Raw genomic sequence first — 19194 nt, forward strand, 5'->3', positions numbered from 1 at the left:
GGTCGCCGGTGTCCGGCGTCAGTCCGCGCAGACCCCGTCGAGCAGGCTCGGTGTCGGCGACGGGGCCGGCGGGGGCGCGGCGGGAGCAGCCGGGTCAGCGGCAGGTGCGGCCGGGGCGGCCGGGTCCGCCGCGGGGGGCGCTCCGCCCGCCGGAGCCGCCGGGTCACCGGCGGGAGCGGCCGGGGCCGCGGGGTCACCGGCGGCCGGGCTCCCGGACGCGCCGGGAGCGGGCGTGACGGGCAGCACGACACCAGGCGGCGGCTGGTCGGCGGCGATCCGGTCCCAGATGTCCTGCGCCTCGGGCTTCCAGCCGATCACCGACAGCCCGCCCTGGGTGTCGTCGTAGACGGGCAGCTGCGTCATGACGACGTTGGCCCGGTCGAGGTTCCGCAGCGACCACGCGAGCCCGGCGAGCTTGGTGGGATCCGCCAGGTCCTCGTCAGCGCTCACCGAGCCGAGGGCGGCCGACGCCAGGTTGTACACCTTGACGGGGTCGGCGAGGGTCTGGGCCGAGAGCACCTGCCGGAGCATCGAGTTGATGAACGCCTGCTGGCGCTCGATGCGGGTCAGGTCGCTGCCCAGCTCGAGGCCCATGCCCCTGCCGTGGCGGGCACGCAGGAACTGGATCGACGTGTGACCGTCCAGCGTCTGAGGGCCCGCGCCGAGGTCGAGCGAGCCGTACTTCGGATCCTCCTTGATGGCCTCGGGGAGGCACATCCGCACCCCGTGGATCGCGTCGACCACCCCGATGACACCCGTCATCTTCACCACGGCGTGGTTGGTGACGGTCACGCCCGTGACGGTCTGCACCGTCGAGATGGTGCACGCCGCGGCGTAGAGCAGGTCCTCCTGCTCCTCGCCGGACAGGCGCCCGTTCGCGCCGAACGATGCGTTGAACTTGTTGGAGCCCGCGCGCGACTGGCCGTCCTTCAGGTTGCAGGCGGGGATCCTGACCCAGGAGTCCCGGGGGATCGACACGATCTCGATCCACTGCCGGTCGGCGGAGATGTGGACCAGCATGGTCGTGTCCGACCGCAGGCCGCCGTCCGCGTCCTCGCCCGCGATGGCGATGTTCTCCGCATCGCGCAGGTCGGTGCCCATGAGGAGGAGGTTCACGGCCCTCCCGCTGAACGGGTCGGTGGGGTCCACCGGTTCCTCGGCGCCGCCGATCACGAGGTCGTCGACGTCCTGGACGTCGATCCGGCCCATCAGCGACTGGTAGGCGGCCGCACCGGCGCTCGTGCCGAACACCATCGCGCCGACGAGGGACATCCCGACGACGCGCGCGGTCTGGACCCGTCGCCAGCTGCGCACGTGCCGGGGCTGGCGCACCGCGACCCGGCCGTGCCGTGGAACGGCGGCGACGGCGCCGGACCCACGGGTCCGCCCACGGACCACGGAGGAGAAGTCGAACGGCTGCACGGAGGGAGTGTACGAGCCCCAGATGCACGCTCTGTGACGTTCCCGTGATCTTCGCCGGCCTCTGTCGGGTGAAACGACGGCGTCCGGACGCCTCCCGCAGGAGGCGACCGGACGCCGTCGGGCCGATGACCTGCGTCAGCGCGTCGAGACCGCCGCGTCGCCCAGGTCGGGGTTGTCGGTGAAGAACCCGTCCAGCCCGGCGTCCAGGTAGGTCTGGATCTCCCGGACGAGGTCGCCCGTGGCGTTGGGGTCCGTCGACGAGCGGTAGTCCACCGGCATGAACTGGTTCTCGCGGCGGAACGTCCAGGTGTGCACCTCGAGCCCGGCGCGGTGCGCGTCCGCGATGACAGGGCTGGGCGTGCCGAGCGTCCCGTCCGCCCGGCGGGGGATCAGCACGCTCTTCTCCGCGCCGATGCCGTCGGCGTACGCGGCGATCTCCGCCAGGCCGGCCGGCGTGACGAGGTCGCGGTACGTGCGCGGGTCGCCCGCGGCGACGAAGTCGTACGGCGCCCCGCTGTTGCTGATCAGCTGACCGAGCGGCACATCGGTCAGACCGTTCAGGTCCACGAGGTTGCCCACCTCGAAGGACTGCACGATCACCGGCGCGTCGGCGCGGTCGAGACCGTTGGCCCGCAGCGTCGCGACCAGGGGCTCCTCGAGCGAGAGGCCGATCGAGTCGAAGTACGACGGGTGCTTGGTCTCGGGGTACACGCCCACGGGGGCGCCGTCGCAGGTCCGGCTGTTGCGGGCCAGGTCGATGACCTCGTCGAGGGTCGGCACCTGGTAGAGGCCGTCGAACGCGGTGTTCTGCGGGCGGGTGCCCGGGATGCGCTCCTTGGCCCGCAGGGTGCGGAGCTCCGCGAGCGTGAAGTCCTCGGTGAACCAGCCGGTGATGCTCGTGCCGTCGATCACCTTGGTGGTGCGGCGCGACGCGAACTCCGGCTTGGTGGCCACGTCGGTGGTGCCACCGATCTCGTTCTCGTGCCGGGCGACCAGGACGCCGTCCTTCGTGGCGACCAGGTCGGGCTCGATGTAGTCCGCGCACTGCAGGATCGCCGTCTCGTACGCGGCGAGCGTGTGCTCGGGGCGGTAGCCCGAGGCGCCGCGGTGGCCGACGACGGTGATGCCGTCGTCCGTGGCGCGCACGCGGCGCAGGTCCACGATCGCCATCTCGGTGTCGTCCGGCGTGCCGGGGACGCGCGCGTCGTTGCCCGGGAAGTTGTTGTCGTTGCCGATGAGGAGGCGGCCGTCCTTGAGCTGGAGCACCGTCTCGAAGGACTGCACGGGCAGCGAGAACGTGTCGCCCAAGCCGTAGCCCTCGCCCGCGTCGATACCGTGCGGGTTCTCGACCCGCAGCGCGTCCAGGACGAGCTCCTTGCGGACGAAGCCGTCACGGTCCGTGCGGTCCAGGTTCACGCGGTACACGCGCTTGATGACCGACGCCTCGCCCTGGAAGTCGTCGCGCTCGATGAGGAGCAGCTCGTGGCGGCCCACCGTGAAGGCGTCGCCGATCACGTCGGCCGGCATGTCCGTCTGGTACGCCCAGCGCTGGCCCGTGTACTCGCCGCGGCGGGTGTCGAACTCGTAGATCCAGCGGCGGCGGGCATCAGTCTCGTTCACGAGCGCGCCCTCGACCACCGGGTAGAGGTACCGGCCGTCCTTGCTGGCCGACATGGCCTCGAAGCCGCGGCTGGAGGGGACGAGCGGGGTCTCGCCCGGCGCGAGGTAGGGGTTGGCGGGCGACTTGCCGTCGGGGAACGGCACCGGCGCCTCGAGCAGCGTGCCGTCGGCCGAGAAGTGCAGCAGGAACGGGCCGAACTCCTCGCCCACCCACAGCGTGCCGTCCTTGGCGCGCACCACGGACTCGATGTCGAAGTCCGCGCCCGTGAGCAGGCGCTCGGCCGTGCCGTCGTTCACGATCGGGAAGTCCAGGACGCCGTTCGCGTCGTTGTAGGAGATGAAGCGCTCGACCTCGATCTCGCCCGACCCGCCGCGCGCGGTCTCCCAGTGCGGGCGCACCAGGTAGCTGCGCAGCAGGAAGTCGGCCGAGTTGCCCTTGGCGCCGAACCCGTTGTCGGGCTGGGCCCAGAAGGTGCCGTCGCCGTTGTCGATCATGGCGGAGAAGCCCGGGATCACCTGGCCGGCGAACGGGCCGCTCCGCCCGTTGTCCGGGGTGACCGCCGCGCCCGACTGCGGACCCTCGGCGAGGAAGTCCGCCGAGAGGGTCGCCCGGGCGACGAGTGTGGGCTCGGTGCGGAACGGCTTGCCGTGGGCGTTGCCCGCGGGCTCGTGCCTGCCGTGGTCGCCCGCCTCGCCGGCAGCGGCGACGGTCGGAGCCAGGACGGGCAGGAGCAGCGAGGCGGCGGCGACGAGCGCGGCGGCGCGCCGGGTGGAGCGTGGTGTCGTCCTCATGGGCGCGAGCCAAACGGAGCCGTCCGACATCGGCGTGTACCGCGGTGGTCGGCCGGGTGAACGCTGGGTGTCGCCCGAGCGGGCTCTGTGCCCGTCAGACCGGCAGGTGCCACCCACCCTTGCGGAACGCCGGCGTGGCCACCGCGAGCACCACGATCGCCAGGGCCAGCGCGACCACCATCACCCCGGCCATCGTCACCGCGGTGCTGCCGAGGAACCCTGCGAGCGGGCTCACGACGCCGGCGACCAGCGACTGGATCGCGCCGATCATGGCGGCCGCCGTCCCGGCGATCTCGCCGTGCCGGGTGAGCGCCAGGGCGGAGGCGTTGGAGGGGATGAGCCCCTGGAACGCGAGGACGAGCCAGAGCACCACCAGCAGGCCGATCAGGCCGCCGAACCCCGTGATCGCGACGCCGAGGAGGACCACCGAGATGATCGCCTGCGCCACGATGCCGAGCCGCAGCAGCCGGATCGGGGCGACCCGCCGCACCAGGGCGGCGTTGAGCTGGGCGGACAGGACCAGTCCCAGCCCGTTGACCCCGAACAGGAGGGCGTACTGCCCCTGGCTGAGCCCGTAGCCCTCCTGGAACACGACCGGTGAGCTCACCACGTAGGCCATGAGCACGCCGAAGCCCAGGCCGGGCACCACCGCGAGCGCGATGAAGTGGCGGTCGCGCAGGAGGACCCGGTAGCCGCGCAGGGCGGCCGCCCCGACGCCGCCGGTGGTCCGGGACTCGGGCGCGTGCGTCTCCGGCATCACCGTCAGCACCACGACCGCCAGGACAGCGCCCATGAGCGCGAGGGCCACGAAGACCCAGCGCCAGCTCGCGTGCAGCAGGACGAACGAGCCGACGGTGGGGGCGAACATGGGCGCCACGCCGATGACCAGCATGAGCCGGGAGAGGATGCGGGCCGCCTCGGCCCCCACGAAGCGGTCGCGGACCACCGCCACGGCGGCCACGCCGGCGGCCGAGTTGAAGAAGCCCTGGAGCAGGCGGAGCGCGATCAGCGTCGGCATGTCCGTCACGACGGCACAGAGCAGCGAGGTCACCACGTGCAGTGCCAGGCCGACGAGGAGCGGCACGCGCCGCCCGAAGCGGTCGGACAGCGGCCCGATGACGATCTGCCCCGCGGCACCGCCGATGAGCATGCACGACACCGTGACCTGTGCCATCGCGTCCGTCGAGCCCAGGTCCTCCGCGACCTGCGGAAGGGCCGGGAGATACATGTCCACGGTGAACGCGGGCAGGGCGGAGAGCGCGCCGAGCATGAGGACCCAGCGCACGACGGAACGGGAGCCCGGGGGCGAGGTGGTCGGCACCCAGGCAGCCTATCGAATCGATACGAGGATCGGGAGGGCCTCAGGCCGCCCGGCATCGTGATCCGTGCCGCACCGCCCCCGCCCGGGGAATGTCGGTGGTCCGGGGCATGCTGGACCCATGTGCGGACGCTTCGCCTCCTTCCGGGACGCCCAAGACCTCGCAGACGAGCTCGCCGTCGCCGAGATCGCCGACGACGCGCGGCTGCTCCCGCCCTCCTGGAACGTGGCCCCGACCGACCCGATCCGGATCGTCGTCGAGCGCGCGGCCAAGGACTCGGACGACGTGGTCCGCTCGCTGCGTGTCGCGCGCTGGGGCCTGGTCCCCTCCTGGGCCAAGGATCTCTCGGTGGGCTCGCGCATGTTCAACGCCCGCGCCGAGTCGCTCGCCGACAAGCCGGCGTTCGCCAAGCCGTTCGCCGTCCGCCGCTGCCTGGTCCCGGCGGACGGCTACTTCGAGTGGAGAAAGCTGCCCGATCCCCGGGGCCCCCGCGAAGCCGCTGGGGCCGGTTCCGGCACCACACGGGCCTCGCGCGTGCCCAAGCAGGCGTACTGGATCCACCCGCCGGGCTCGGGCCTGGCAGCGCTCGCCGGGCTGTACGAGTTCTGGAAAGACCCGTCGAAGGGCCCGGACGACCCCGAGCGATGGGTCGTGTCGGCGACCGTGGTGACCACGGCGTCGTCGGGCACCATGGGGCTCATCCACGACCGCACGCCGCTCGTGCTGCCGCCCGAGACCTGGGACGCGTGGCTGTCGCCGGACGTGGGCGCCGACGAGGCGGCCGGGCTCCTCCGCGCGCCGGGTGTGCGGCTCGAGGCCACACCCGTGCGCGACGCGGTGGGGTCGGTGCAGAACGACGGGCCGGAGCTCGTGGAGCCGGACCCGGACCCGCGCGACCCGGAGGTCGTGCGGCTCTGACGGGCGGCGCCGGCCCCCAGCCTCAGAACGTGAGGGCGGCGAGCGTCGGCACTGTCCGGTGCCCTGTGGACTCGTACCGGCTGGTCCGGTCGAGGAGCACTGCGTCCATGCCCGCGTCCAGGGCCGCGAGGTAGTCGTTGGTGGGGTGGTCGCCCACCATGAGGATGTCGCCGGGGTTCGCGGCGAGCAGCTCGCACGCCGCGGCATAGGCGCGGGGGTCGGGCTTGCCGGCGGGGAGCTGGTCGGAGGAGACGACGCTGTCCACGTGGTCCGCCAGGCCCGTGACCTCCAGCTTCTGCTGCTGCTGGGCGGAGTTCCCGTTCGTCAGCACAGCCGGACGCAGGCCCGCCGCGCGCACCCGACGCAGGGTCGGCAGCGCGTCGTCGAACGCCCGCCAGGCGGCCTCGTACCGGCGCAGGTAGCCACGGAAGAGCTCGTCCGCCTCGTCGTCGTCCGCGTCGATCCCGAGGAACGAGCGCACGCGCTCGCGCCTCTGGTCCTGGAACGAGATCTCTCGCCGTTGGTAGCGGCCGTAGGCGCCGTCGGACACGGCCGCCCAGGAGTCGACGACGTCGTCGGGGCTCTCGGTGTCGAGCCCCAGGTCGTCGGCCCAGCCGAGCACCGCCTCCCGGGAGGCGGACTCCTGGTCCACGAGGGTGTCGTCGAGGTCGAAGAGCACGATCCGGGCCACGGCAGGCATCCTGCCACGGGACGACGGGCGCCGGTCCGCTTCGAGAACGCCATTGAGGGTCGCCTCGAGGCGGCTGGCACTACCTCATGACGTTCTCGAAGCGGACGCCACGCGAGAGCCTAGAGTGACGCCATGACCGTCACCTGCACCGTCGCAGCCGGCATCGCCGACGTCCGCCTCGACCGGCCCGACAAGCTCAACGCCCTCTCGCTGGAGATGGTGCGCGGGCTCGCCGCCACAGGCCACCGGCTGCGGCGCGAGCGAGGGCTGCGCGCGGTGGTGATCTCGGGCAACGGCCGGGCGTTCTGCGCCGGCATGGACCTCGGCTCAGCGGCCCGCGACCCGTTCGGCGTCGTGCGCGGGTTCATCCCCACCCTGCGCGGCACCAACGTGTTCCAGGAGGCCGTCTGGGCCTGGCGCCGGCTGCCCGTGCCCGTCGTGGCGGCGCTGCACGGACCGGTCTTCGGCGCCGGGCTCCAGCTCGCCCTCGGCGCGGACCTGCGCGTCACCGCCCCGGACGCCCGCTGGTGCGTCGCGGAGACCGGTCGCGGGCTCGTGCCCGACATGACGGGCATCCACGCGCTCGCCCAGCTGGTCGGCGTCGAGACCGCGAAGCGGCTCACGTTCACCGCCGACGAGGTCTCCGGCGAGCAGGCGGTCGCCCTCGGCCTCGCGGGCACGCTGAGCGAGACCCCGCTCGACGACGCCCGCGCGCTCGCCACCCGCATCGCCGAGCACCGGCCGGCGGCGGTCGCCGCGGCGAAGCGCCTGTTCGACCAGACCTGGTCGGCGGGACCGCGCCGCACGTTCCGCGCCGAGCGGAGGGAGCAGTCGCTCCTCCTGCCGGGCGCGATGCAGCACCTGAAGCGTTCGCCGAGATAGGCCTCCGTCCCGCGAGCAGGCGACGAGGGCTCAGCCCGTGTACGCCCGCTGCAGCCGCACCGGGACCAGCGGCCCGATGCCCGGCACGTCCCGCTCCGGCTGCGCCGTCAGGGCGTAGCGCGGGCTCGTGGCCAGCGAGCCGGCGGTCGCGGTGTCGACCAGCACGGTCGAGGGCTCCGCCAGCTCGGTCAGCCGCGACGCGAGGTTCACCGACGGCCCGAACACGTCGCCGAACCGCGACAGCACCCGGCCCCACACGAACCCGACGCGCACGGGGATCTCGGGCTCGTCCGGCCCCGCGGTACCGAGGGCCCGGCCGGTCGACTCCGCCAGCCCGAGGGCCACCTCGGCGCCCGTCGTGACGTCGTCGGCCACGAAGAGGACCGCGTCGCCGATGGTCTTGACCACGCGCCCGCCCGCCGTGGTGATCACGTCCCGCGCGCCCGCCTCGAAGCGCTGCACGAACTCCGCCAGCTCCGCCGACCCGAGGCCCGCCGTCCGCTTCGTGAACGACACGATGTCCGCGAAGCCGACCGCCCGCGGCAGGGGCAGCTGGTGCGAGTCGGTGGGCGCCCCGGCCCGGGCCCCCGCGAACTCGATCGCGGTGCGGCCCGTGAGAGCCGCCAGCTGCCGGCGCCAGGCGTGCTCGAGCTGGCGCCCGAGCGTCTCCGCGACCGACGGCAGCCGGTCGAGGGCGAGGAGCCGCGCGCTCGTCTCGTCGAGCTCGTGGCGCCGGGCGAGGTGCTCCACCAGGGCCTCGACCTGCCACAGCGCCAGCCGCTCGGTGGTGTGGCCCAGGGAGCGCACGAAGGTCATCTGGGCACGGCGGTCCATCTGCTCGGCCTCGAACAGTGCGGCGATCTCCCGCAGCGCGGTCTCGTCGCCCTCGGTGAACCACCGCTCCGTGGGGTGCGTGACGGGCAGGCCCATCCACCGCCAGTAGGACTCGATGAACTCGCGCGAGAGCCCTGTCCGGTCGATCAGCTCCGAGAGCGTGTAGCGCCGCTCGCCGCCGAGGATCGCCTCGTCGAGCCGCGACGCGGTGTCGTTGCCGACGAGCGCGTGATGCTCCGGCTCGCCGGCCTGCGGCTCGGGAGCCGCTTCCTCGGGGTTCTCGCTCTGACGCAGCACCCGTCAAGCCTATGCGCCCCGCCTGGGAGCAGGGGTCACAGGACCCTCAGCGCAGGTGGTGCACGTCGCCCGCGGACACGGTCTGCTCCCCCTCGGGCGTGCGGATCACGAGCGCGCCGGTCGCGTCGAGCCGGGCGGCCTCGCCCTCGATCACCCCGCCGCCGCCCGCCAGCTCGGCCCGCACGCCGGTGCCGAGCGTCGCCGACGCCGCCGCGTACTGCGTGTCCAGCCCCGCGGCAGCGACGTCACCGCCCGCGGCCTCCCAGCGTCCGACGACGGAGCTCATCTCTCCCAGCAGCCGCACCAGGAGCCCGGTCCGGTCGGGCGGGTTCCCGCCGGGTCCGGTCATGCCCGCGAGCGCCAGCGAGGTGGCCGACCCGACGGGCAGCTCCGCCTCGCCCTGGGAGACGTTGAGGCCGATGCCGACCACGACCGCCGTCGGGCCGCCGCTGCCGGGGCGACCGGGGGTCCCTGCGCCGGCGTCGGGCACCACCTCCGCGAGGATGCCCGCCACCTTGCGGTACGGGCCGAGGCCGGCGGCGGGCAGGTCCGACGGCAGGAGGACGTCGTTGGGCCACTTGACGCGCGCGCCGAGGGGCGCCGAAGCGCCGGCCTCCAGCGCCCGCACCACGGCGAGCCCCGCCAGGAGGGGGAGCCAGCCGAGGGCGGCCGGCGGGACGTCGGGCCGCAGGAGGACCGACACGGTCAGGGCGGCGCGGGCGGGCGTCTCCCAGGTGCGGCCCGCCCGGCCGCGGCCCGCCGTCTGGTGCTCGGCCACGAGCGCGGCGGGCACGGGCCACGACGGCGCGAGGCGGGCGAGCTCGGCGTTGGTGGACGGCGAGGTGTCGACCACCTCGAGGCGGGCGAGGGGACCACCCCGCCGCGCAAGGGGCGCGAGGCGGCCCCGGTCGAGCGGGGGCCGGTCGAGGAGGAGCGTCACGTGTCCATCCTCCCTCGCCCGGGCGCCGGGCGCTTGGAGGTTTCCCACAACGCCGCCCGCAGACCCGCTGGCACCTCACCCATCGAGTTGGCGGCAGCCGCCAACTAGGCTCGGCCACGTGAACGACGCCACCACCACGCTCTCCGGGACCCAGGCCAAGCTGGCGGACCTGGACCGCCGCCGCGCCGAGGCCATCGACTCCCCGGAGGAGACGGCCCGCGAGAAGCAGCACAAGCGCGGGAAGAAGACGGCCCGCGAGCGCGTCGAGGCCCTGCTGGACCCGGGCAGCTTCGTCGAGCTGGACGCGCTCGCGATGCACCGCAGCCGCAACTTCGGGCTGGAGAAGAAGCGGATCGCGGGCGACGGGGTCGTGACGGGCTACGGCACGGTCGACGGCCGGCAGGTCTGCGTGTACAGCCAGGACTTCACGGTGTTCGGCGGGAGCCTGGGTGAGGTCCACGGCCAGAAGATCACGAAGGTGCAGGACCTGGCGCTGCGCACGGGCGTGCCGCTGATCGGCATCAGCGACGGCGGCGGCGCCCGCATCCAGGAGGGTGTGGCGGCGCTGACGCAGTTCGCGGAGATGTTCCGGCGCAACGTCGCCGCTTCGGGCGTGATCCCGCAGATCTCGCTGATCCTGGGCCCGAGCGCGGGCGGCGCGGTGTACTCCCCCGCGCTGACCGACTTCATCGTGATGGCCGACGGCACGTCGAACATGTTCATCACCGGCCCGGACGTGATCCGTGCGGTCACGGGCGAGGACGTGGACTTCGAGACGCTCGGCGGCGCGCGCACGCACAACGCGACCTCGGGCGTGGCGCACTACATGGGCGCCGACGAGGACGACGCGATCGACTACGTGCGCCACCTGCTGGCGTACCTGCCGCAGAACAACCTGAGCGACGCCCCCGCCTTCCCGCCGGACGACCTCCCGCTGGAGGTCACCGCCGAGGACGAGGCGCTCGACGAGCTGGTCCCCGACAGCGACTCCCAGCCGTACGACATGCGCGGCGTGGTGGAGGCCGTCCTCGACGAGGGCGCGTTCCTCGAGGTGCAGCCGCTGTTCGCGCAGAACGTGCTGGTCGGGTTCGGGCACGTGGAGGGCCAGTCGGTGGGCATCGTGGCGAACCAGCCGCTGTCCATGGCGGGCACGCTCGACATCGACGCGGCCGAGAAGGCCGCCCGGTTCGTCCGGACGTGCGACGCGTTCAACATCCCGGTGCTGACGTTCGTGGACGTGCCGGGCTTCCTGCCGGGCGTGGGCCAGGAGCACCAGGGCATCATCCGCCGCGGCGCCAAGCTGATCTACGCGTACGCGGAGGCCACGGTCCCGCTCGTCACGGTGATCACGCGCAAGGCCTACGGCGGCGCGTACATCGTGATGGGCTCGAAGCAGCTCGGCGCGGACGTCAACCTCGCGTGGCCCACGGCGCAGATCGCCGTCATGGGGGCGGGCGGCGCCGTGAACATCCTGCAGCGCGGGGCGCTCAAGGCCGTGGCGGAGGCGGGCGGGGACGTGGAGGCCGAGCGCCGTCGGCTCACCGCGGAGTACGAGGAGGCGATCGTCAACCCGTGGGACGCGGCCGAGCGCGGCTACGTCGACGCGGTGATCCGCCCGTCCGAGACCCGCATCCAGGTGGTCCGCGCCCTGCGGGCGCTGCGGACCAAGCGCGCGAGCCTGCCGCCCAAGAAGCACGGCAACATCCCGCTCTGAGGCACCGCGGGGCTGCCCGACGGCGGCCTGGTGCACCCGGGTGCACCAGGTCACCCCCTCGGCGGCGGCCTGTACCCAGGAGGGCGCGCGACAATGGGGACGTCCGAACGTCGGGCGCCGACTGCACGGAGGCACACATGAGTCACGAGGACGCCACACACGGTCCCGCACCGATGGGCGCCGTCGATCCCGAGCCGATGCACCGCGCGGTGGACGCGCTGGCCTCGACGCTGCACGAGTACGTGAAGGCGGCGGTGGGCGTGCGTGCGGAGTTCGGCGCCTCCGAGGCGGACGAGGACCCGCGCATCCTCGCGCTGGAGGACCGCATCGGGCGACTCAACGCGACGCTGTTCGACACGCTGCACGACGCGCTGGGCATGCACCCGGACCTCACGTCGTCGGTGTGGGAGCCGGAGGACGGCGAGTCGGTGGACCTGGACGACCACGTCAACCCGGCCGATGCCGAGGCGTTCTACCTGGGTTTCCTCGTGACCGCCGGCGGTGGCGACGCGACGATCGACGGTGTGATCGACCTGCTGGACGCCGCCGGCGAGGGCGTCGCGGAGCAGCTCCACGAGGGCGGCTACGACGTGGTCGAGTGGGCGGCGTCGCGGGGCGAGGCCCCCGGGTTCGGCAACGACGCGCTCGGCGACGAGGAGGAGCACGGACGATGACCTCCGAGGTACGCGTGGTCCGCGGCGAGCCTGACGACCTCGAGGTCGCCGCCCTGGTCGCCGGCCTGGCGGCCGTGGCCGCCGCCGGCGAGCCCGAGGACGCGGCGCCCGTGGACGAGTGGACCAACCACACGCGGACCCTGCGCGGCAACGGGGCGGGCGCGACGGCGAGGAGCTTCGGCGGCCGCGAGGGCCGCCACAACGCCGACGCGTGGCGCTGGAGCCTCCGGTCATGACCCGCGGGGCCGTCGGGGCGCTCGTGGAGTCGCCGCTGCAGCTGATCTGCACCATCGAGGCGCACGCCGCCGGGCTGGGCGGCAGGCCCACGCGCGTGCACGTCCGCTCGGACGTGCCCTCGCTCGAGCAGGTCCGCGACACCGTGGCCGCGTCAGTTCTGCCCGACGGCGTGACACTCGACGTCCGTGGCCCCGGCGCGGCCCTGACGTCGTTCGAGCCGGGCCGGATCGTGGGCGAGGCGTTCTCCGGCCTGTTCCAGCTGGCCCTCCTCACCCGGCCGGTGCGCTCGATCGTGCTGGTCGACGACGGCCTGGCGGCGCTCGACCTCGCCCGCATCCTCGCGTCCCCCGACGCCGCCCTGATCCGGCCCGGCCTCCGTCTCGGCGCGGGACGCCGCGTCCTCGGCCGGCTCGCCGCCGCCCGCCTGCGCGACCTGGCCCGCCGCGGCCGCCTGACCGTCTTCACAGCGCTCCCCCTGGCGTCCGACGTCGCCGAGCGGCTCGTCGCCGTGGGGGTGAACGTGGTCCGCAACGACTTCACGTGGCTCGCCACCCAGCCGATGGACGAGACCCCGCCCGAGCCGACGGTGGTGCTGGGCTCCGAGCTGGTGGCCACCGGGCTCGTCGACGAGGACGGCTACCTCGGGTGGGTCCTGTCGATGGCCGCCGAGGGCCCGCTCCTCTACCTGCCGTTCCGCCGGGAGAACCCGGCCGTGGCACGCGTGCTCGCCCGCACCCCGGGCGTCACCGTCGCCGACCCGGGGGCGGCCCTGGAGCTGCGCCTGTCGGGCATGAAGCCCGGCCAGCGCGTGATGTCGCTCCCGTCCACGACGGCGGTCGTCCTCACCACGATCCTGGGCCACCGGGGCGTCGAGGTGGAGACCGTGCCCGTCCCGGACGCATGGTGGACCCCGCGGTCCACGGTGGAGCAGCACGCGTTCGCCGCGCGCCTGGTCCCGCTGGCGGAGGCGGCCCGCGCCCGCGGGTGAACCCCGTCCGGGGGCTCCCCCTGCGGCGGGGATCCCGCCGAAAAGGAGCCCCGGGCGACCGGCGGTGCGTCGTAGGCTCGGCGGGTGACCACACCTGACACCCCTGCCACCCGCACCCCCACGGCGATCGACGCCGTCGCCGACGCGTTCGTGACCCGGATCGCCGAGCTCAACCCGCTCAACGCCACAGCCATGGGCCTCGCGGGGTACGACCACCTGATGAGCGACCTCTCCCCCGCCGGGCACGAGGCGCTGGCCGACGCCAACCGCGCGGTGCTGCGCGAGCTGGACGGCCTGGAGCCCGCGGACGACGTCGACCGCGTGACCCTGGCCGCGATGCGCGAGCGTGTCGGCCTGGACCTCGAGCTGCACGAGGCCGGCGAGCCGCTCGCCGAGCTGAACAACATCGCCTCCCCCGCGCAGTTCCTCCGCGACATCTTCGACATGATGCCGACCGGCACCGTCGAGGCGTGGGAGAACATCGCCACCCGCCTCGGCGCCCTGCCCGGCGCCCTCGACGGCTACACCGAGTCCCTGCGGCTCGCCGCCGAGCGGGGCAACGTGGCCGCGATCCGCCAGGTGCGCGAGGTCGTGACCCAGGCTCGCGAGCTGGCGGGTCCGGAGTCGTTCTTCCGGTCGTTCGTCGACGGCAAGGAGGCCCGCTCCGTGCTCGACGAGTCCGCCGCCTGCAGCCTGGTCCGCAAGGAGCTCGAGCACGGCGCCACCGCGGCCCGCGAGGCGTACGGCCGGCTGGCCGAGTTCCTCGAGACGGAACTCGCCCCCCAGGCACCCGAGCAGGACGCGGTCGGCCGCGACCGGTACGGGCTGTTCTCGCGCCAGTTCCTCGGCGCCACGGTGGACCTCGACGAGACCTACCAGTGGGGTCTCGAGGAGCTGGCCCGCGTCGTCGCCGAGCAGGAGGAGGTGGCCCGCCAGATCGCCGGACCCGGCGCCACCGTGGAGGACGCCGTGCGCCTCCTCGACGAGGACCCGTCCCGCAAGCTCATCGGCACCGACGCCCTCAAGGCGTGGATGCAGGAGACGTCCGACGCGGCGATCGTCGCGCTGAACGGGACGCACTTCGACATCCCGGAGCCCGTGCTGACCCTCGAGTGCATGATCGCGCCCACCCAGAACGGCGGCATCTACTACACGCCCCCGAGCGACGACTGGTCGCGCCCGGGCCGCATGTGGTGGTCCGTGCCGCCGGAGGTCACGGAGTTCAACACGTGGCGCGAGAAGACCACCGTCTTCCACGAGGGCGTCCCCGGCCACCACCTGCAGTGCGGCCAGGCGGTGTTCGCGCGCGAGACCCTGAACACGTGGCGCCGGCTCGCCTGCTGGGTGTCCGGCCACGGCGAGGGCTGGGCGCTGTACGCCGAGCGCCTCATGGCCGACCTCGGCTTCATGGAGGACCCGGGCGACCGCCTCGGCATGCTCGACGCGCAGCGCATGCGCGCCGCCCGCGTGGTGTTCGACATCGGCGTGCACCTCGGCCTGCCGGCGCCCGAGCAGTGGGGCGGCGGCACGTGGGACGCCGAGAAGGCGTGGCCGTTCCTCAAGGCCAACGTCAACATGGCGGAGGGCTTCGTCCGCTTCGAGTACAACCGGTACCTGGGCTGGCCGGGCCAGGCGCCGTCGTACAAGGTGGGCCAGCGCCTCTGGGAGCAGACCCGCGACGAGGCCCGGGCCGCGGCGTCCGCGAAGGGCGAGGCGTTCGACGCCAAGGTCTTCCACGCCCGCGCGCTGAACCTCGGCTCGGTGGGCCTCGACGTCCTCAAGGACGCCATCGCCTGACCCCGCCGTCCCGGTGTCCGCTTCGAGAACGTCATGAGGTATCGCTACCCAGGTCCACGCACCACCTGATGACGTTCTCGAAGCGGACCACAACCGGCCTCGGGCACGGCGGGACCACCCACCGAGCCCGACCCCAGGGACAAGGAGCGCCGCACCGTCCACAGGGTGCGGCGTCCACTCCTCGGCGGACACACGACTGCTGGTCCCATCAGCAGATGCGCGCCCTCCTGCCGATCCCCCCAGACGTCATGACCTTCGCCCACCACCAGGAGGGGCTCGTCTCCACGGCACAGTGCGACGCCGCAGGGCTGAGCCGGCAGCGGGTCGCACGGCTGGTCGCCCAGTGCAGATGGCAGCGGGTCACCCGGGGCGTCTACGACACCGATCCCGTCCCACCCCACCAGCGTCGCCGGGACGACTTCCACGACCACCTCCGTCGGCGAGCCGCCTGGATCGGTCTTCTCGCGTTCGCGGAAGCGATCGCCGTCGGCGCCTGCTCCCTCGCCCTGCACCGGGTCCAGGGCCTCCCGCGGGTCGTGGTCCCGGAGGTCGCCCTCCCGGACGGTGCCCACCGGCGCGGCCGGGACGGCATCCTCGTTCGCCAGTACCGCCCCTTTCCCACCAGCCGGATCGGACCGCGGCAGGTGGCGCGGATCGACCACGCCCTCGCCCAGGCGCTGCCCGGGCTGACTCGGGAGCAGGGCGTCGCGGTCCTCAGCAGCGCCCTGAACCAGTCGATGATCGACGCCCCCGGGCTCGCTCGCGTGCACGACCTGATCCGCGGAGGCCGCGGGGCGGTGTCGGTCCACGGCTGGTTCCGGCTCGCCGAGGCCGGTGACGAGTCGCCGGCGGAGACGTCTGCCCGCCTCTCCTGCCTGGACCACGGCGTCCCGCCGGACGACACCCAGGTGGTGTTCACCCTGGACGGCCGCTTTCTCGCGCGCGTCGACCTGGCCTGGCTGCTGCCGGACGGCCGCTGGCTCGTCGTCGAGATCGACGGCCTGGGGCCGCACGGGCGCCCGGAAGCCCTGGTGAAGGACTCGGCCCGGCAGAACGGCCTGCTCAGCACCGGCCGCATCGTCCTGCTCCGGTTCCGGCCCGCGGACAGCACCCGGTCCGGAGGGATCGGCGCAGCCGTCGCCCAGCAGCTGTCCCGGCTCGGGTGGAAGCCCGGCCAGCAGGTGGAGCGTGGGCTGGCGGTCGAGCTCCGGTCCGCTTCGAGAACGTCATGAGGTATCGCTACCCAGGTCCACGCACCACCTGATGACGTTCTCGAAGCGGACCCCACCGAGGGCGCGTGACGATCACCACGGATCACGCATTCCAGGACCCTTCCCGGCCGATCGTCAGTACTCTGGCGCGCGTGCCCCGTATGGTCCTCGCCTCCCGGTCCCCCGCCCGCCTCGCGACGCTGAACGCCGCCGGCGTCCGCCCGGACGTCCTGGTCTCGGGCGTGGACGAGGAACGTGTCCTGTCCGACGCCGCCGCGCGGTTCGGCGACCTCGACCCCGTCGACGCCGTCCTCATCCTGGCCCAGGCCAAGGCGGAGGACGTGGCCACCACCCTCGAGTCGGGCGAGCACGCGGAGCTGGCGGCCGAGGGCGACGAGATCGTCGTCGGCTGCGACTCCATGCTGGAGATCGACGGCGAGATCTTCGGCAAGCCCGCCGGGCCCGACGAGGCGCGCGAGCGCTGGCGCGCGATGCGGGGCGGCCGCGGCGTGCTGCACACGGGCCACTGGATCGTCGACCTGCGGGACGACGAGTCGGGCGGCACGGGCGCCACGCTGGGCTCCACCAGCTCGACAACCGTCTGGTTCGCGGACCTGGACGACGACGAGATCGACGCGTACGTCGCCACGGGCGAGCCGCTCGAGGTGGCCGGCGCCTTCACGATCGACGGGCTCGGCGGCCCGTACGTCGAGCGGATCGAGGGCGACCACCACGGCGTCGTCGGCCTCAGCCTCCCGCTGCTGCGTGAGCTGCTCGGCGAGCTCGGCATCCCGTGGCGCGACCTGCGGGCAGCCTGAGAAACCCCTCTCCTGTCGGAACCCGACAGGCCGACCCCGGCCCGGACCGGGGTCGGACCACCTGGCCATGGTGGATTCCTCCAAACGTCCCCAGACACGGTTGGCCCCTTTTCCAATCTTCGTGGTGAGGTTGCGCCGGAGCACCGACGGGCGTACCGAGACGCGTTACCGTGAGCCGTGCTCAGTTCAAGGATCACCAAGGTTCTCATCGCGAACCGCGGGGAGATCGCCGTCCGCGTCGCGCGCGCGTGCGCCGACGCCGGCGTCGCGTCGGTCGCCGTCTACGCCGACCAGGACCGCGAGGCCCTGCACGTGCGTCTCGCCGACGAGGCGTTCTCTCTCGGTGGCGCCCGTGCGGCCGAGACGTACCTGGACATGGGCAAGCTGCTCGATGTCGCCCGGCGGTCGGGCGCCGACGCGGTGCACCCCGGGTACGGCTTCCTCTCCGAGAACGCACAGTTCGCCCAGGCGGTGATCGACGCCGGGCTGATCTGGATCGGCCCCCCGCCGAGCGCGATCGACGCGCTGGGCGACAAGGTGAGCGCCCGCCACATCGCGCAGCGCGCGGGCGCGCCCCTGGTCCCCGGCACGGCGGACCCGGTGGCCGACGGCGCGGAGGTGCGCGCGTTCGCCGAGGAGCACGGCCTGCCGATCGCGATCAAGGCGGCCTTCGGCGGCGGCGGTCGCGGCCTCAAGGTGGCCCGCACGTTCGAGGAGATCGACGAGCTCTTCGACTCGGCGGTGCGCGAGGCGACCGCCGCGTTCGGCCGCGGCGAGTGCTTCGTGGAGCGCTACCTGGACAAGCCGCGCCACGTCGAGACGCAGTGCCTCGCGGACCAGCACGGCAACGTCGTGGTGGTCTCGACCCGTGACTGCTCGCTGCAGCGCCGGCACCAGAAGCTCGTGGAGGAGGCCCCAGCCCCCTTCCTCACGGCCGAGCAGGAGAAGTCCCTGTACGCGGCGTCGGAGGCCATCCTCCGGGAGGCCGGCTACGTGGGCGCGGGCACCTGCGAGTTCCTCGTGGGCGCGGACGGCACCATCTCATTCCTGGAGGTGAACACGCGACTCCAGGTGGAGCACCCCGTCACCGAGGAGGTCACGGGGATCGACCTGGTCCGGGAGCAGCTCCGCATCGCCGCGGGCGAGAAGCTGGGCTACCACTCGACAACGGTCCGCGGGCACTCCCTGGAGTTCCGCATCAACGGCGAGGACCCGGCCGCCGGCTTCCTCCCGGCGCCGGGCCGCATCACCACCCTGCGCTTCCCCTCCGGACCGGGCGTGCGCGTGGACACCGGCGTGGTCGAGGGCGACACGGTCTCGGGCGCGTTCGACTCGATGATCGCCAAGCTCATCGTCACGGGCGCCACGCGCGAGCAGGCGGTGGAGCGTGCCCGCCGTGCCCTGCGCGAGCTCGAGGTCCAGGGCATCCCCACGGTGGTCCCGTTCCACCGGGCGGTGCTGGAGGCCCCCGCGTTCGTGCCGACGGACGGCGGCCCCTTCCGCGTGCACACGCGCTGGATCGAGACGGAGTTCGCCGACACGCTCAAGGCTCTCGCACCGGCCCCCGCGCCGGTCGCCGACGACGAGCCGGAGGTGCTGGCCGAGCGCGTCGTCGTCGAGGTGGGTGGCCGCCGGCTGGAGGTCGTCCTGCCGGTCGGTCTGGGTGTGGCCGCGGGACGGGCACGGTCCGCGAACGCGGCTCGCCGTCCGGCCCGGCGCAACGGGCCCAAGGCCGCCACGGCGAGCGGCACCACCCTCACGTCGCCCATGCAGGGCACCATCGTCAAGGTCGCGGTCGAGGAGGGCGCGCAGGTGGCCGAGGGCGACCTCGTCGTGGTCCTGGAGGCCATGAAGATGGAGCAGCCCCTGGTGGCGCACCGCTCGGGCGTCGTGCGGTCGCTGACCGCGACGCCGGGTGCGGGTGTCACCGCCGGCGCGCCGATCTGCGAGATCGTCTCGGAGTCCTGAGCCGTAGGCTCGACCCGTGCCCGACGACGACTCGCCGCCCGCCCCTGCCGCCTGGTCCCGTCCGGGCGCTGA

General features: G+C 73.6%; 16 protein-coding genes. 10 read left to right on the forward strand and 6 right to left on the reverse strand.

What is annotated here, in order from left to right; translation table 11 throughout:
- Positions 1-18: 18 nt before the first annotated feature.
- From AC060K_RS09110 to AC060K_RS09120, 3 genes are all read right to left on the reverse strand, one after another.
- Positions 19-1422, reverse strand: a complete 1404-nt coding sequence (locus AC060K_RS09110) for an LCP family protein (RefSeq protein ID WP_483765117.1) — start codon at positions 1420-1422, stop codon at positions 19-21.
- Between the two features lie 135 nt (positions 1423-1557).
- Complete coding sequence (locus tag AC060K_RS09115; protein WP_483765118.1) at positions 1558-3834, reverse strand: esterase-like activity of phytase family protein; 2277 nt, start codon at positions 3832-3834, stop codon at positions 1558-1560.
- 94 nt (positions 3835-3928) lie between these two features.
- Entirely contained in the window at positions 3929-5155 is a 1227-nt protein-coding gene (locus AC060K_RS09120) for a multidrug effflux MFS transporter (RefSeq protein WP_483765119.1), read from the reverse strand.
- A gap of 118 nt (positions 5156-5273) precedes the next feature.
- Here AC060K_RS09120 and AC060K_RS09125 point away from each other — a divergent pair, with 118 nt between their 5' ends.
- The gene (locus AC060K_RS09125; protein WP_483765120.1) at positions 5274-6071 is read left to right on the forward strand and encodes an SOS response-associated peptidase; all 798 of its coding nucleotides are present in this window, start codon (positions 5274-5276) and stop codon (positions 6069-6071) included.
- 22 nt (positions 6072-6093) lie between these two features.
- Here AC060K_RS09125 and AC060K_RS09130 read toward each other — a convergent pair whose 3' ends face one another.
- Positions 6094-6762, reverse strand: coding sequence for an HAD family hydrolase (locus AC060K_RS09130; protein WP_483765121.1), 669 nt, complete (start codon positions 6760-6762; stop codon positions 6094-6096).
- Between the two features lie 132 nt (positions 6763-6894).
- Here AC060K_RS09130 and AC060K_RS09135 point away from each other — a divergent pair, with 132 nt between their 5' ends.
- Positions 6895-7644 (forward strand): crotonase/enoyl-CoA hydratase family protein, encoded by a 750-nt coding sequence (locus tag AC060K_RS09135; protein ID WP_483765122.1) that lies wholly within the window; start codon positions 6895-6897, stop codon positions 7642-7644.
- Positions 7645-7674: 30 nt separating this feature from the next.
- On the opposite strand, the gene AC060K_RS09140 is transcribed toward AC060K_RS09135, so the two are convergent.
- Complete coding sequence (locus AC060K_RS09140; protein WP_483765123.1) at positions 7675-8775, reverse strand: adenylate/guanylate cyclase domain-containing protein; 1101 nt, start codon at positions 8773-8775, stop codon at positions 7675-7677.
- Positions 8776-8821: 46 nt separating this feature from the next.
- Positions 8822-9715, reverse strand: a complete 894-nt coding sequence (locus tag AC060K_RS09145) for a biotin--[acetyl-CoA-carboxylase] ligase (RefSeq protein WP_483765124.1) — start codon at positions 9713-9715, stop codon at positions 8822-8824.
- A 118-nt stretch (positions 9716-9833) separates the two neighbouring features.
- Between AC060K_RS09145 and AC060K_RS09150 the strand changes: the two genes are divergently transcribed.
- From AC060K_RS09150 to AC060K_RS09185, 8 genes are all read left to right on the forward strand, one after another.
- Positions 9834-11429 (forward strand): acyl-CoA carboxylase subunit beta, encoded by a 1596-nt coding sequence (locus AC060K_RS09150; protein ID WP_483765125.1) that lies wholly within the window; start codon positions 9834-9836, stop codon positions 11427-11429.
- Between the two features lie 137 nt (positions 11430-11566).
- Positions 11567-12103, forward strand: coding sequence for a hypothetical protein (locus tag AC060K_RS09155; RefSeq protein ID WP_483765126.1), 537 nt, complete (start codon positions 11567-11569; stop codon positions 12101-12103).
- Positions 12100-12339 (forward strand): acyl-CoA carboxylase epsilon subunit, encoded by a 240-nt coding sequence (locus AC060K_RS09160; RefSeq protein WP_483765127.1) that lies wholly within the window; start codon positions 12100-12102, stop codon positions 12337-12339. The genes AC060K_RS09155 and AC060K_RS09160 overlap by 4 nt, the downstream gene beginning before the upstream one ends.
- Entirely contained in the window at positions 12336-13328 is a 993-nt protein-coding gene (locus tag AC060K_RS09165; protein ID WP_483765128.1) for a hypothetical protein, read from the forward strand. Before AC060K_RS09160 ends, AC060K_RS09165 begins: the two co-directional genes overlap by 4 nt.
- 84 nt (positions 13329-13412) lie before the next feature.
- Entirely contained in the window at positions 13413-15125 is a 1713-nt protein-coding gene (locus AC060K_RS09170; RefSeq protein ID WP_483765129.1) for a DUF885 domain-containing protein, read from the forward strand.
- Positions 15126-15340: 215 nt separating this feature from the next.
- Complete coding sequence (locus tag AC060K_RS09175) at positions 15341-16357, forward strand: type IV toxin-antitoxin system AbiEi family antitoxin domain-containing protein (protein WP_483765130.1); 1017 nt, start codon at positions 15341-15343, stop codon at positions 16355-16357.
- 140 nt (positions 16358-16497) lie between these two features.
- Positions 16498-17154: a Maf family protein gene (locus tag AC060K_RS09180; RefSeq protein WP_483765223.1), complete on the forward strand. Its 657-nt coding sequence runs from the start codon at positions 16498-16500 to the stop codon at positions 17152-17154.
- 177 nt (positions 17155-17331) lie between these two features.
- Complete coding sequence (locus AC060K_RS09185) at positions 17332-19122, forward strand: acetyl/propionyl/methylcrotonyl-CoA carboxylase subunit alpha (protein ID WP_483765131.1); 1791 nt, start codon at positions 17332-17334, stop codon at positions 19120-19122.
- Positions 19123-19194: the final 72 nt, after the last annotated feature.

It is taken from the genome of Antribacter sp. NEAU-D49, from assembly GCF_057158775.1.

Coding starts and splice junctions, on each gene's coding strand:
- AC060K_RS09165 (WP_483765128.1), top strand. CDS start 12,336: ATGACCCGCGGGGCCGTCGGGGCGCTCGTGGAGTCGCCGCTGCAGCTG.
- AC060K_RS09180 (WP_483765223.1), top strand. CDS start 16,498: ATGGTCCTCGCCTCCCGGTCCCCCGCCCGCCTCGCGACGCTGAACGCC.
- AC060K_RS09115 (WP_483765118.1), bottom strand. CDS start 3,834: ATGAGGACGACACCACGCTCCACCCGGCGCGCCGCCGCGCTCGTCGCC.
- AC060K_RS09175 (WP_483765130.1), top strand. CDS start 15,341: ATGCGCGCCCTCCTGCCGATCCCCCCAGACGTCATGACCTTCGCCCAC.
- AC060K_RS09125 (WP_483765120.1), top strand. CDS start 5,274: ATGTGCGGACGCTTCGCCTCCTTCCGGGACGCCCAAGACCTCGCAGAC.
- AC060K_RS09160 (WP_483765127.1), top strand. CDS start 12,100: ATGACCTCCGAGGTACGCGTGGTCCGCGGCGAGCCTGACGACCTCGAG.
- AC060K_RS09155 (WP_483765126.1), top strand. CDS start 11,567: ATGAGTCACGAGGACGCCACACACGGTCCCGCACCGATGGGCGCCGTC.
- AC060K_RS09135 (WP_483765122.1), top strand. CDS start 6,895: ATGACCGTCACCTGCACCGTCGCAGCCGGCATCGCCGACGTCCGCCTC.